Annotated in this window: 15 protein-coding genes and 2 tRNA genes; 7 read left to right on the top strand and 10 right to left on the bottom strand. The window is 58.5% G+C overall.

Translation table 11 applies throughout. The features are described 5' to 3' along the window. Positions 1-2: 2 nt before the first annotated feature. Positions 3-947, bottom strand: coding sequence for an alpha/beta hydrolase (locus tag CRO62_RS13135; RefSeq protein ID WP_097100536.1), 945 nt, complete (start codon positions 945-947; stop codon positions 3-5). A 148-nt stretch (positions 948-1,095) separates the two neighbouring features. Here CRO62_RS13135 and CRO62_RS13130 point away from each other — a divergent pair, with 148 nt between their 5' ends. Beyond that, entirely contained in the window at positions 1,096-1,698 is a 603-nt protein-coding gene (locus CRO62_RS13130; protein WP_097100535.1) for a hypothetical protein, read from the top strand. A 119-nt stretch (positions 1,699-1,817) separates the two neighbouring features. Here CRO62_RS13130 and uvrB read toward each other — a convergent pair whose 3' ends face one another. After that, a complete protein-coding gene (uvrB, locus tag CRO62_RS13125; RefSeq protein ID WP_097100534.1) occupies positions 1,818-4,799 on the bottom strand; it encodes an excinuclease ABC subunit UvrB in 2,982 nt (993 codons plus the stop codon). Between the two features lie 241 nt (positions 4,800-5,040). Here uvrB and CRO62_RS13120 point away from each other — a divergent pair, with 241 nt between their 5' ends. Next, the gene (locus CRO62_RS13120; RefSeq protein ID WP_003513041.1) at positions 5,041-5,394 is read left to right on the top strand and encodes a DMT family protein; all 354 of its coding nucleotides are present in this window, start codon (positions 5,041-5,043) and stop codon (positions 5,392-5,394) included. A gap of 61 nt (positions 5,395-5,455) precedes the next feature. On the opposite strand, the gene CRO62_RS13115 is transcribed toward CRO62_RS13120, so the two are convergent. Next, complete coding sequence (locus CRO62_RS13115) at positions 5,456-5,839, bottom strand: winged helix-turn-helix transcriptional regulator (RefSeq protein WP_003513040.1); 384 nt, start codon at positions 5,837-5,839, stop codon at positions 5,456-5,458. Positions 5,840-5,992: 153 nt separating this feature from the next. On the opposite strand from CRO62_RS13115, the gene CRO62_RS13110 reads away from it, so the two are divergent. Beyond that, positions 5,993-6,604, top strand: a complete 612-nt coding sequence (locus CRO62_RS13110; protein ID WP_097100533.1) for an NAD(P)-dependent oxidoreductase — start codon at positions 5,993-5,995, stop codon at positions 6,602-6,604. A gap of 12 nt (positions 6,605-6,616) precedes the next feature. Beyond that, on the top strand, positions 6,617-7,093 hold the full coding sequence (locus CRO62_RS13105) for a nuclear transport factor 2 family protein (RefSeq protein ID WP_097100532.1): 477 nt from the start codon (positions 6,617-6,619) through the stop codon (positions 7,091-7,093). A gap of 176 nt (positions 7,094-7,269) precedes the next feature. Here the strand turns inward: CRO62_RS13105 and CRO62_RS13100 are convergent, their stop codons facing one another. The 5 genes from CRO62_RS13100 to rlmB form a co-directional block, all read right to left on the bottom strand. Beyond that, on the bottom strand, positions 7,270-8,634 hold the full coding sequence (locus CRO62_RS13100) for a PepSY-associated TM helix domain-containing protein (protein WP_097100531.1): 1,365 nt from the start codon (positions 8,632-8,634) through the stop codon (positions 7,270-7,272). A gap of 48 nt (positions 8,635-8,682) precedes the next feature. Next, the gene (locus tag CRO62_RS13095; RefSeq protein ID WP_097100530.1) at positions 8,683-9,099 is read right to left on the bottom strand and encodes a DUF2946 family protein; all 417 of its coding nucleotides are present in this window, start codon (positions 9,097-9,099) and stop codon (positions 8,683-8,685) included. 99 nt (positions 9,100-9,198) lie between these two features. Then, entirely contained in the window at positions 9,199-9,792 is a 594-nt protein-coding gene (locus CRO62_RS13090) for a hypothetical protein (protein ID WP_097100529.1), read from the bottom strand. A 5-nt stretch (positions 9,793-9,797) separates the two neighbouring features. Continuing rightward, positions 9,798-10,190, bottom strand: a complete 393-nt coding sequence (locus tag CRO62_RS13085) for an acyl-CoA thioesterase (RefSeq protein WP_038491466.1) — start codon at positions 10,188-10,190, stop codon at positions 9,798-9,800. A 76-nt stretch (positions 10,191-10,266) separates the two neighbouring features. Then, the gene (gene rlmB, locus CRO62_RS13080; protein ID WP_097100528.1) at positions 10,267-11,154 is read right to left on the bottom strand and encodes a 23S rRNA (guanosine(2251)-2'-O)-methyltransferase RlmB; all 888 of its coding nucleotides are present in this window, start codon (positions 11,152-11,154) and stop codon (positions 10,267-10,269) included. Positions 11,155-11,363: 209 nt separating this feature from the next. Between rlmB and CRO62_RS13075 the strand changes: the two genes are divergently transcribed. Continuing rightward, positions 11,364-11,448: transfer RNA gene (locus CRO62_RS13075), tRNA-Tyr, on the top strand. 26 nt (positions 11,449-11,474) lie between these two features. Next, positions 11,475-11,548, top strand: a tRNA-Gly gene (locus tag CRO62_RS13070). 71 nt (positions 11,549-11,619) lie between these two features. On the opposite strand, the gene CRO62_RS13065 is transcribed toward CRO62_RS13070, so the two are convergent. Both CRO62_RS13065 and CRO62_RS13060 read right to left on the bottom strand, forming a co-directional pair. Continuing rightward, positions 11,620-11,814, bottom strand: a complete 195-nt coding sequence (locus CRO62_RS13065; RefSeq protein ID WP_013636443.1) for a hypothetical protein — start codon at positions 11,812-11,814, stop codon at positions 11,620-11,622. A 119-nt stretch (positions 11,815-11,933) separates the two neighbouring features. Beyond that, complete coding sequence (locus tag CRO62_RS13060) at positions 11,934-12,260, bottom strand: BA14K family protein (RefSeq protein ID WP_097100527.1); 327 nt, start codon at positions 12,258-12,260, stop codon at positions 11,934-11,936. A 321-nt stretch (positions 12,261-12,581) separates the two neighbouring features. On the opposite strand from CRO62_RS13060, the gene CRO62_RS13055 reads away from it, so the two are divergent. Next, positions 12,582-13,031, top strand: coding sequence for a hypothetical protein (locus tag CRO62_RS13055; protein ID WP_097100526.1), 450 nt, complete (start codon positions 12,582-12,584; stop codon positions 13,029-13,031). Positions 13,032-13,173 lie beyond the last annotated feature (142 nt).

Genomic DNA, 13,173 nt, shown 5'->3' with positions numbered 1-13,173 from the left:
TCTTATCCAAACTCCCCATCGATGAATTTCAGCGCGTCGATAATTGACACTTTCCACACTGACCAGACGTGATCTCCATCGGTGATCCGCAATTCGGATTTGCGATTGTCGGCCTGAAGCGTTTCGTGCAGGGCGATGGCGCCGCGCCAGAGGAAGAAGCCGTCGTCGTCGCCAACGGTCAGATAGGTGGCGGGCAAGTTCTGGTTTTCGGCGACGTGCTGTGCGACGAGGGTAAAGACGTTCTTCTCATTGAAAAGTCTCGCATCGAAGGGCGTGCCGAAGGCGCCGGAGAAGTGATCGCCGGTGGAGGGCAGCACGATGCCGCTGGTGACGGTGGTGCGGTCGACGCGGTGGAAGAAGGCGCTGTCCTGAATGAGCTTGAGTTCGGCGGGCGTTTTGTCGAGATCGGAGGCGGGCACGTTCTGCCAGATCGCGCCGGACAGGCTGGCGACTGCGCCATAGAGGTCCTCGTGGCCATAAGCCAGATGCAATGCGCCGAAACCGCCCATGGAAAGACCGGCGATGGCACGCCCTTCGCGATCTTTCCGCACCGGCAGCGTTTTTTCCACCTGATGGCGCAGATCGCCAGTCAGGGCCGTCTCGTAATCGCCGGGACCACCGACAGCGGAAGAATCCACGTACCAACTGTTTTTAACGCCTGGCATGACGACAACCAGCGGGCGGATGGCGCCGGCCGCAATCAGCGTGTCCAGCGTCTTTTCGATATTGCCGAGATCCCGCCAGCTGTTCTGGCCACCATCATGGCCGTGCAGGAGATAAAGCACCGGCCAGCCGTTTTCCGGCGGCGAGCCATCCGGGTGGTAGATGTTGACGGGCAGCGGTGCGTTCAGGGCGGCGCTGTGGAAGGTGGCGTCCTCAATCTGCCCGGCAAGGACTGGGCTTGAGAAAAAGAAGAGGCATAAGGCCGCCAGATTTTTTAGATGCATGCGGTGTCTCCTTGCCGCCGGTCCTCAAGGCCAATCAACGTCCACGGGAACTGCGAGTTCCGGCATGCACAATGTTACGGCAATGCCGTTCGGGCAAGTTTGCGCAACAGCGTGCCATCACGGATCACGCAGCATTCGGGATCAAGACATGGTGACATCGACATTATCGCGTTTCGCACGATCGCTTGTTTTGCTTCTGCTGCTTACCGGCTGCATGACCACACCAATCTCCAGTATTCCCAAATTGATGCGGCTCGATTTCCTGACGATGAATTTTGAGCATGTGCGGGTCGCGTTACAGCTTCCCACCTATCTTTCGCTGCGCACGGGTGATGCCGTGATGATTATCCGCAGCACGGCTGATGGCGTAAAAGGCGAGACTGTCGATACATTCGGGCTGATCCAGGAGAATATGGACGATGCTGACCGTGCACGGTTCAACGTGGCGAAACGGGAGGGGTGGGCTACAAGCGTGTGGAGAATAAAGCCCGATGATGTTTCAAGGCTTGCCCTATTGCAGGAGAAGGTGCGCAACTCGCGTATCAAAGGGCCGCGCATCCGGGGCAGCACGGAAATAGAGATATTGCGGGCCTGTATCGCGGGCCTTTTGCCGGCTGGGCCGATCTATTTCTCAACCTATATCAAGCCTGCCGAAAAAGACGACTACATTCCCCTGTCCATAGATTCGGATCTGGTGAAGGTGTTTGGAGCAGGTCAGGTTGAGGGGCGGATCAGCCGTTGCGAAAGCTGATTGCTTTGCCGGAGCGCGTCAGCGCTCTGGCTTTCTTTGTGAACTATCCTGTTACATATAACGCTGAAGCAGGGAGCACCCGAACTTATCGGGGCTTATCCAGCTTGCGCCGTTGCGCGTCAGCGACCGGGACGGCCGGTCTTCCCCTTCGTCCGGCTTTTGCGCTTCTGTTCGCCGGCATCCTCATAGGAACCCGCTCCGATCTTGCCGCGCACGAGGGGACGGGGATCATCCGTGGTTCGCTCAGGCTGGCCTTCCATGAGCGGCGAGAAGCGTTTGCCGGCTTCCGTCTCGGGTTTGCCGGGAACTTTGCCACGCACCGGCTTCTCGGTGCGGCCAACGGTCATCTCGTCCAGCGTGTTCCTGCGGAACAGCGGCTTGCCCGTGTCCGAGCCGGGACCCATTTCGTCCAGCGAAGGTTTGGCGAAGAGAGATTTTCCACTTTCGTTTGCGGAAGCGGCACCGTCCTCTGTCCCGCCGGACATCTCTCCCGCAAGAGGGGAGATCGACCCGTTGCGGGCGCTCGTTTCTTTTTTCTTGCCTCTGCCGCCACCCTCAAGCGATTTCGCCTCTTCCTTCGCCATCGGGTCGTCCATGACGGCGAGTTCGGTGGCCTTGAGGCGCTTGATTTCGTCGCGCAGGCGGGCGGCTTTTTCGAAGTCCAGATCGGCTGCGGCATCGCGCATGGATTTTTCCAGCGCGTTGAGATGGGACTGCAGATTGTTGCCGACCAGATGGCCGCCATCGGCGAAGCCCTTTCCGGAAACGCCTGAAATATCGGCTCTTACGTGATCACGCTCATAAACTGAATCAAGAATATCGGAGATCTTCGCCTTGACCGATTCCGGCGTGATGCCGTGTTCGGCGTTATAGGCCATCTGCTTTTCGCGGCGGCGGGAGGTTTCCTCCATCGCCCGCTTCATCGAGCCGGTGATATTGTCGGCATAAAGGATGACCTTGCCGTCGACGTTACGGGCGGCGCGGCCGATGGTCTGGATCAGCGAAGTTTCCGAACGCAGGAAGCCTTCCTTGTCGGCATCGAGGATCGCGACGAAACCGCATTCGGGAATATCGAGGCCTTCGCGCAGAAGGTTGATACCGACAAGCACGTCGAAGGCACCAAGGCGCAGGTCGCGGATGATCTCGATGCGTTCCAGCGTGTCGATATCCGAGTGCATGTAACGCACGCGAACGCCCTGTTCGTGCAGATATTCGGTCAGGTCTTCAGCCATGCGCTTGGTCAGCACTGTGCAGAGCGTGCGGTAACCCTTGGCGGCGGTCTCGCGAATTTCGCCGAGAACATCGTCCACCTGGCTGCGGGCGGAGCGCACCTCGACCGGCGGATCGATGAGTCCTGTCGGGCGGATGACCTGTTCGGCGAAGACGCCGCCGGCCTGTTCCATTTCCCACGAGCCGGGGGTGGCCGAAACCGCGACCGTCAGCGGTCGCATCGCATCCCATTCCTCGAAGCGCAACGGGCGGTTATCCATGCAGGAGGGAAGGCGGAAGCCATATTCGGCCAGCGTCGCCTTGCGCCTGAAGTCGCCGCGATACATGCCGCCGATCTGGCTGACAGAGACGTGGCTTTCGTCAATGAAAAGCAGCGCATTATCAGGGATATATTCGAACAGCGTCGGTGGCGGCTCACCGGGATTGCGGCCGGTGAGATAACGCGAATAGTTTTCGATACCTGCGCAGGAGCCGGTCGCCTCCAGCATTTCGATGTCGTAGCGCGTGCGCTGTTCCAGCCGCTGGGCTTCCAGCAGACGTCCCGCCTTTTCCAGCTCGGCGAGGCGGACCCTCAGCTCTTCCTTGATCGACTTGATCGCACCGTTCAGCGTCGGGCGCGGGGTGACATAGTGCGAATTGGCGTAGATCTTGACGGATTGCAGATCGCCGGTCTTCTGGCCGGTCAGTGGGTCGAATTCGGTAATGGAATCGATTTCGTCGCCGAACATCGAGATGCGCCAGGCGGCATCCTCAAGGTGGGCGGGGAAGATTTCGATGGTATCGCCGCGCACGCGGAAGGAGCCGCGCTGGAAATCCATGTCGCGGCGCTTGTATTGCTGGGCCACAAGGTCGGCCAGAAGCTGGCGCTGGTCCAGCCGGTCGCCCACCTGCATCTGGAAGGTCATCGCGGTATAGGTTTCCACCGAGCCGATACCATAGATGCAGGAAACCGAAGCGACGATGATGCAGTCGTCGCGTTCCAGCAGCGAGCGGGTGGCGGAGTGGCGCATCCGGTCGATCTGTTCGTTGATCGAGGATTCCTTCTCGATGAAGGTGTCGGAGCGCGGCACATAGGCTTCCGGCTGATAATAATCGTAATATGAGACGAAGTACTCTACCGCATTGTCGGGGAAGAAGTTCTTGAACTCGGAATAGAGCTGCGCGGCCAGCGTCTTGTTGGGCGCAAGGATGACGGCCGGGCGCTGAGTTGCCTCGATCACCTTGGCCATGGTGAAGGTTTTGCCGGAGCCGGTGACGCCGAGCAGGACCTGGCTGCGCTCGCCGGAATTGATGCCTTCCACGAGATCGGCAATCGCCGTTGGCTGGTCGCCTGCCGGTTGGTACTCCGAGTCCATGCGGATTGTAACGCCGCCTTCGGATTTCGGCGGACGGGCCGGCCGGTGCGGCGTCCACATCTTGCCGTCCTTGAACAGCGGATTGCCGCTCTCGATAAGCGCCGATAGCGCCTCGACGGTGGCGGTGACGGCACCCGGTGCGAGATTGGCCGCCTCCTCCAGGGAGACGTCCATGCCAGCCACGGGATTGAGACCGGCGGCGGCGCGGGTTTTTGGATCGCTCGACGCGCCGATGGAAACGCCGCGCGCAGTCTTGGAAGCCGTGGTGTTTTTAGCCGTTTTGTTGGCCGCTTTTTCGGCTTCCTTGCGCGCTTCGATCTCGATCTTCTTGCGGTGCTTGCCAGCTTTCGAGGCGACTTCGCGCTGGGTTTCCACCGAGCCGGCTTCGGCTTCCGCCTCGAGCTGCTTTACCCAATCGGCAACGCTGCCGCTGAGCGGCGCGCCTTCGAACGACGATTGCGGAGCTTCCTCGAAGCCGGAATTCGAGGGTTTGGAATTTTTGGGTGATCTGGCCATGCGCGAAATATGGAGGGAGTCACGCGCAAAGGGAAGGGGAGGCCAAGAAAAAATGAGTACAAAAAGGAAACGAAGTGCGGGGAACAAAATTTGGCCGGATACGTTGCATAGCGGCCGAATACGCTTTGATAGAAACCGGTTCCGTTTCATACGACGGTAAGTTAAAGCAAAGACAAAAATGACGGTTGCGTTTTCAAACTGCCTTTCGTGACATCCCTCCTTTCTTCATTCAGGAACAATCATGCCGTTCTCGATCAGCCCTGCCCACATCTGGCCTGTCCTGATGCTCATCGTCTCCAATGTTTTCATGACTTTCGCCTGGTATGGGCATCTCAAGCACAAGGGCAGCGCACTCTTCCTTGCGATTGTCGCAAGCTGGGGTATCGCTTTCTTCGAATACATGCTCGCAGTCCCCGCGAACCGCATGGGATCGGAGGTCTATTCGACCGCGCAGCTCAAGACCATTCAGGAAGTTATCACGCTTGCGGTCTTTGCGCTGTTCTCGGTCTTCTGGCTGAAGGAAAGCATCACGATCAACCACGTGATCGGTTTTGCGCTCATCGCTTTCGGCGCGTCCTTCATCTTCCGCTCCTGATCGCCACAGGGCCTTTCTATTGCCGTGGCGGACAGGTTTCGCCACGGCACGAGGAACGGTGTTACGATCCCGTTCCACCATTGGCATAGTCCAACCGCGCCGTACAAATGCGGACGTGGTTCTCGTCGGCCCACTGCACCAGCAATTGCATCGGCACCAGAAACGAACGTCCGAGATTGGTCAGTTCGTATTCCACGCGCGGCGGCACCTGCGCATAGAGCGTGCGGCGAATGAAACCGTCCTCCTCCAGCCGTTTCAGCGTGCGTGACAACATCTGCTTGGAAATATCGTCGATCTTACGGTTCAGTTCGTTGAAACGCAGCACCCCGCCCTGAAGCGCTTCCAGAACCAGCAGGCTCCATTGATCACCGATGCGATCCAGCACGTCGCGGATGGGGCAGGGCTGGTCGAAGGCGAAGATTTCCTTGGTTTGTGTATCCGGCATCTTCCTCGCTCTTTCCATTTTCGTGCTCTTTCAGGTCATCGCCGTGTGACCTGATCAGCGTCGGCTGACTTCTTGCAGCCGGGGCTGCGATACCATAGCTTCCCCTAGCGGTCTATTATCTAGACCTATAACGATGCCACAAAGGAAAAAGCCATGGCTAAAATCGCGCTCATCGGAGCCTCCGGCAATGCCGGATCCCGTATTCTGAAGGAACTTTCCGACCGGGGGCACCAGGTGACGGCGATCGCCCGCAACCCTGAAAAGATCGCCAGCCTGCCGAACGTAGTGGCAAAAAAGGGCGATGTCTTCGATCAGGCAGGGCTTTCGGAACTGCTTAAGGGTCACGATGCCGTGATCAGCGCCGTGCACTTCACTGCGAGCGATCCGGTGACGCTGATCGAGGCCGTCCGTGCCTCGGGCGTTTCCCGTTATCTCGTCGTGGGTGGCGCCGGCAGCCTTGAAATTGCGCCGGGCCAGCGCGTGGTTGACCTGCCGGACTTCCCGGCCGCCTACAAGGCCGAGGCGACCAAGGGAGCGGAGTTTCTGGACCGCCTGAAAGGGGAAAAGCAACTCGACTGGACTTTCCTGTCGCCATCGGCCGAATTCGTGCCGGGGGAAAGAACGGGCAAATTCCGTATCGGCAATGACAGCCTTTTGAGCAACGAAGCTGGCAGCCGCATTTCCTTTGAAGACTACGCCATCGCGCTTGTCGATGAAATCGAAAAGCCGCAGCATTCCCGCCAGCGTTTCACCGTCGGTTACTGAGAGGTCTCATCCATGAATTTCATGACACGTCGTCTTGCCATTGCTGCTTTTGCCCTCGCGCCCGCGCTGATGGCCGCGCCCGTTTTGGCGGAAACCGCCAAGCGCGATCTGGTTCAGGAAGAAGCCAACCGCAAGCTGGTGATTGATTTTTACGACATCGTCTTCAACAAGCACGAGGTGGCGAAGGGCGCTGCCGTCATCGTCGACAGCTACAAGCAGCACAATCCGATGGTGCCTGATGGCAAGAAGCCGTTCGTCGACTATTTCACCGGCTTCTTCAAGGAAAACCCGCAGGCGAAATCCCGGATCGTGCGCAGCGCCACGGATGGCGATCTGGTTTATCTGCACATCCATTCCACGGACAAAGAGGGTGCTCGCGGAGCCGCCATCGTCGATATTTTCAGGGTCACCGACGGCAAGATCACCGAACATTGGGACGTGATCCAGCCGGTTCCGGAAAAGGCTGCAAACAATAATACGATGTTCTAGAGCAGTTCCAGTAAAAGTGCGTAGCGGTTTTACGTCCGGAAAATGCGTAGAAACAAATAGTTAGAGCACGTCAAACGATTCTGTTTAAATAGGACGTGCTCTAGGGCAGGCTTCTGCCAACCGCCCGGAATTCAGAAGGACACGGCCGGGGGATATTCTCCCGGCCGTGTTTTTTGTCAGGCAGCGCGTTGCTTTTCGCGGGACTGCACGATCAGATCCAGAACAAGCATCACCAGCAGGCTTGCGCCAACCAGCGGGAACAGGATGCCGCCGATGGCGAGCAGCGCCAGCAGGCCGCGCAAGACGCGTTTATCCTGCGGCAATGGTGGCACGCCGAGCGAACCTCTGGGGCGTCGTTTCCACCACATGATGCCGGCGGAAACGGCAAGCAGGACGATGCCGACACAGGCTGCCAGCAACACGATCTGGTTGGCGAGGCCGAATTGCTGGCCCATATGCACGTTGATCCCCCATTCCAGCGCCTTTCCAAGCGGACCGTAGTCGGAATAGCTCATGTCGATCAACGGTTCGCCGCTATATTGATCGAGATGGACGACGCGTTGCTTTGAAAGGTCATCGGGATAGACGGAGCCGCTATAGACGCCTGTCGATTTGTTCGGCAGCACGACGGTATAACCAGCCGCAAGGCCGAGCCCGTCGAAACGCGCGATGGCCGCATCTATGCCGATTGGTTGCCCGGTGGCGGATGCGGAGGATTCCGGGACTTTCGCCTGCTCCAGCGACCAGCTGGTCTTGGCCATGTGATCGAGATGTTCGCCGGACATTGGAACATCGGTCCGCACGCCTGCCGGATATCCGAAATTGCTGCCGTTTGCCCATTCGTTGACCTTGGCGCCCCACACGCCCGACCAGGGCATTCCGGTGACTGCGAGAAATACGATGAAAAAGCCGACGAAAATGCCGGTGACAGCATGGGTATCGCGCCAGAAGACGCGTTTTTTCGGCGTGCCGCGCACCGTCAAGACACCGCCGCTCTGCTTCCTCGGCCACCACAGATAGATGCCGGTGGCGACAAGCAGGATGGACCAGCCGGCGGCGATCTCGATCAGATAGCGGGTATAGGTGCCGAAATATTTCAGGCTGTGGATATAGCGGATCGTCCACATGATGGTGCCGCGATCCGGCAGTGAACCGGCAACCTGCCCGGTATAGGTGTTGACGTAGACGGCGCGTTTCCCTTCGGCCGTACTGACGGTAATTTCCGTCGAGGCGCCCGGATCGCCTGGCGTGGTGTATTTCACAGCAGTGCCGGGAACGGCCGCAACGGCTGCGGCGAGAATATCGGAGGGGAGTGCTTTCGGCACGTTCTGCGCCACTTCGATGCGCTTCAGGTCCGAATGAATGAGATTGTCGAATTCGTCCCGGAAGAGATAGAGCGCACCGGTGACGGCCAGCGATATCAGAAAGGGCAGTACAAAAAGGCCAGCATAGAAGTGCCAGCGCCATACGGCGCGGTACAGGTTGACGGATGAGGATTGCGCAGGCGCGCGCTCGCCCTCGAAAGAGGTCGTAACGGACATGGATGTCTCCGCAGAAAAGTTGATTTTCCGGCAGGGCCGGATCGCTCTTTACATTTGCAGAGAGGGAGGCGGTGCGCGTGGGCGCGATTCCAGATTGGGTGGCGGCGGCGGCAATGCCGCGTCGTGGTCGAGAAAGTCGACTTCGACCACCCGGACGATCCTGTCCGCACGCTCGACGGGAGTGACGGGAAGAGCGGCGATGGTAACGGAGGCGAGACGGCAGAGCGTGCCGCAGCAATTGTCGGCGAGCTTGCCCGCAGGGTTGGAGGCCGGGTTCGGTTTGCCCGAACCGCCTTCGGGCATGTGGCTGGAACAGATGATCTCACCGGTCGCCAGCGCGGCTGAGGCCATATTGCCGCTGGTCAGGCCATTCACGAGCCCTTGCAGGAGAAAAAGCAGGATCGCCAGCGTGGCGATGGCGCCAGCCGAACTTCTGTCCTGCATTATCCTGCGAATGAATCCCATTGCAGCGAAATGCCATATTTATCGGGCCGTGTCACCGCGACACGATGGCGAAAGACGAGGCCTGCTTTCAATTATCACCCGGCGTCGGGATGGGAATGTTCAGGCCAGCAGGTCGTAGGTCCGGAATATCCAGACTACCTGATAAATCAGGGCGAAAATGACGAGAAACCTGTGAAAGCGTCGGTTGCCGATGAAAGCCGCCAGTGTGAACAGAACGACGTAAATAGCGGTGCGGATGAGATATTCTGCGCCCAGCGAGGAGAGGTAGTCCTGCCCCTTCAGCAGCGTATCGCCGATATCCGTGACGAAAAGTGCGGCGAGAAACGCGAAGAACCAGCTTTTGCGGGAAAAGAAATAGTCCTCGTATCCCTTGTATTCCTTCATGTCCGTGGGGAACAGCAACACGCACAGGAAATAGAACAGCGAGCAGAAAAGGATCAGGAACAGGAACGCGCCGAAGCCAAGGACGTGGCTGGTGGCGGAAAGCCGGTGTTCCCACCACCAGAAATGCACCAGCATCAGAAACAGGAACGCCACCCAGCCGATATGCAGGGGATAGATACGCTCCTTCTTGGGATGCTGCACGAAACCGGCAAGGCCGGTCAGCAAGCGGGCGAGGCTGAGGCCGACCACCATGCCCATGACGGCGCGGATATGCGCATAGGCTTCCGCGGCGTTGACGGCGGCCTCTATCGCACCTACTCCGCCGGAGGGATGGGCGTCGGCTGCCCGTTTTCGTCCATCGCCACCATGATGAAGGTTCCGGCGGTGACTTTTTCCAGCTTGTCGTAACGGGAGCGTTGCGCCCAGGCCTCAACCGTCAGCGTGATGGAGGTGCGGCCAAGCCGGGCGATATCGGTGTAGATGGACAGCGTGTCGCCGATCTTCACCGGCAGCTCGAAAGCCATTTCCTTGACCGCCGCAGTGACCACGCGACAGCGGGACCGCTCCGCGGCGCGGATGCCGCTGGCCAAGTCCATCTGGGACATGACCCAGCCGCCGAAAATATCACCGGCCGGATTGGCGTCGGCCGGCATTGCGAGCGTCCGCAGCGTCAGCTCGCCGGTCGGTTTGATGGGCAGGTCGGTCATGTCGATATTTGCTCCTTGCGAATGTCAAAGGCGCAGCATGCGTTGCGCTTTGTGATTTCGCAAGGAAGGGTAAGCGTCAGGACGACGCTTTGCCCAGAAATTGCTGCGTTGCATAAAGGGCGATGGCTGCCGCATTCGATACGTTGAGCGATTTGATCTCGCCCGGCATATCGAGACGGGCGAGCGCCGAAACGGTTTCGCGGGTCTTCTGGCGCAGACCCTTGCCTTCGGCTCCCAGCACCAGGGCGATCTTTGCGCCGGTGAAGGTTTGCTCGATGGGGGCGGGGCCTTCCGAATCCAGACCGACCGAGAAGAAGCCGAGCTTGTGCAGCTCGCCCAATGTATCGGCCAGATTGGTGATCTGGATATAGGGAATGAGTTCCAGTGCACCGGACGCAGACTTTGCAAGCACGCCTGACTCCGTCGGGCTATGGCGAATGGTGGTGATGACGGCGCCGGCATTGAAGGCGACCGCCGAGCGCATGATGGCGCCGACATTGTGCGGGTCGGTAACCTGATCGAGCACGAGGATCAGCGGGCTTTTCTTCAGCGCGTCGAGTTTCTTGACCGGAAGCGGCCTGGTTTCCAGCATCACGCCCTGATGGATCGCCTCGGGGCCGAGCACCTTGTCGATATCCTGCGGCGAGACAATCTCTACCGGGAAGGGCTGCGCATCCGCTTCGCCGATATCCAGACGCGCAAAGGCATTCAGCGTAATCGACAGCTTGATGAGTTGCCGTTCGGGATTGGAAAGCGCCGCACGCACGGTATGCAGGCCGTAAAGATGGACCTGATCCGGCGCAAGCTGCGGCGGCTTCCAGTCTTCCGCGCCACGATTCCGGCGCTTCGGCTGCTGCGGGGTCGGAATTTCGCCCCTCTCGCGTTTGGCATCGCGCACGGCACGGCGCAGGGTGGCGTAGTGCGTGTCGCGGGTGGATTTGTCGTTTGGATCGTCTTTGCTCATGGCGCCTTATATCTCCGGGACGCGACGCACACCAGCCCCCGCGATAATCCACAGGCCTGCAAAGAGGTTTGAATTTTTTCCCGAAAATTCGTGAAACGGCGTGTTGACAGAAGCGAACGAGGCCGTCATATACGCGCCACAGACGACGCAACGGCGCTTCGCCGGAGAGAAATCTGAAGAGCTTGGTTGCTCGATCCTAGCAGATAGCTGGAGGGATGCCCGAGTGGTTAAAGGGGACGGACTGTAAATCCGTTGGCTACGCCTACGTTGGTTCAAATCCAACTCCCTCCACCATTCTGCGCAGGATCAAAATCACCACCGCGGGTATAGCTCAATGGTAGAGCAGCAGCCTTCCAAGCTGAATACGCGGGTTCGATTCCCGCTACCCGCTCCAAAAACTTCTCAATAAGATCGATAGTCTTTGCCTCGCGCCGATCTGCAGCGCCCAATCAGCTTTGGCTATTTTCAGCTCGCCTCCAAGGCCGACTGAATCCGCATTTTCTCTGCGTCGAGCTCGCTTAACCTTACCATATGTGCCGTAATTTTCTCAAAGATCGAGGTGCGATCCGCTGTCGACAGGCGTTCAGTGTGGCGCAGGGCAGTAATGACCTCGATCAGATCAAGTCTCTCTTGCTCAAGTTTTTCAAGATTCCACATCATCGCGTTTCCTCGCTGGCACGCGCTTCAAACGGTCAACCCGGATAAAGGTTCAGGTCAATAGAATTTAAAGTAAATTTTATCTTATTGGCTAGGACGCGGTGCGCTGCGGTACGGCTGGATCAATCCGGAGAACGACACTGCGTCCGGATGCCGGCGGCTGCCATATAGCTGTTGTCGGTTGGATGGTATGATGCGTAAAGCGCTGCACACCATTTTACGTGATTGATTTCCGCTTGTGAGAGGGCGTAACCGTTGGGTGACGCCTCTTCACCCTTGCCCGCGGCAAAGGCGGATGCGGGATAGCCGCGACCGTCGGAATTCTGCGCCTGCTCCTGTGGTTCGTACGCCGGCTGTATGAGGCTCAGCGCACTGGCGGGCACGGTAAAAGCGGTAGATATTGCGACGCCAAGAGCGAGCGCGGAGATAGTCTTCGGCATCCTCAACATCGATAAATCCTCGTTATTCGTTCGAGATACTAACGAAAATTAAGGAATTTCGTTCCGGTGCAGGGTTGACGTCACACGAATACGTGATTCGTTGGGCGGTGTTTGCCGGCGGTCGCGTGGCAAGGCCGGGATGCCCCCGGCGGGCTGATTATGGATATCCATGGTCACTGTGTGATGCGGTCTTCATCGCGAAGACGCGACACCCGATGAGCACATTCTACTCCCCGCCAATTCGACTTTCAGTGCTTGTTGCACTGCTCGTTGACAAGCGGAAAGTCCGGTCGGATAGTCTGCCGGCAATCATGCACACGGGAGTCTTCGATGATCAACAGGGTTGTAATTCTCTCATCCTTAGCGCTGCTCGCATCGGCGGCGTTTGTCTCCCCCGCAGCGGCGCTCACCATGAAAGAGTGCAGCGTGAAATACCAGGCGGCGAAAGCCGACGGGTCCGCGAAGGACGTCAAGTGGAACGACTATCGCGCCAAGTTCTGCGGTACCGATGCTGCTGCCGAAAGCGCTGCCGACGACAAGCAAGTTGCGGCTACCACCGACAAAGAACCCGAAAAGGCGACGATAAAGGCTCCGAAGAGCGTCGTATTTCCGGGTGCTGTCGATAAGAAATATTCAAGCGAGACTCCTGGCAAGGCCCGCCTGAAGACCTGCGTCGATTCCTATCGTAAGAACAAGGACGACGGCACGCTCGGCGATCTCAAGTGGATTCAGAAGGGTGGCGGTTACTGGAGCCTGTGCAACACGGCTTTGAAGAGCTGACGCGCTTTTTTTGGGGCGGCGGCTTCGCCGTTGCCCCAGCAATGACGCGTCATCAGACATCATACCGGAGGACTTAATTTGTCGATTCGGTTGACCGGAGTGTGTTTGAGCCACGTCCAGAACGACGTGAATTGTTTTCCTG

This window comes from Rhizobium sp. AN6A, assembly GCF_900215635.1.
GTDB classification, from domain to species: domain Bacteria; phylum Pseudomonadota; class Alphaproteobacteria; order Rhizobiales; family Rhizobiaceae; genus Agrobacterium; species Agrobacterium tumefaciens.
This window is presented reverse-complemented; position numbering and strand designations above follow the sequence as displayed.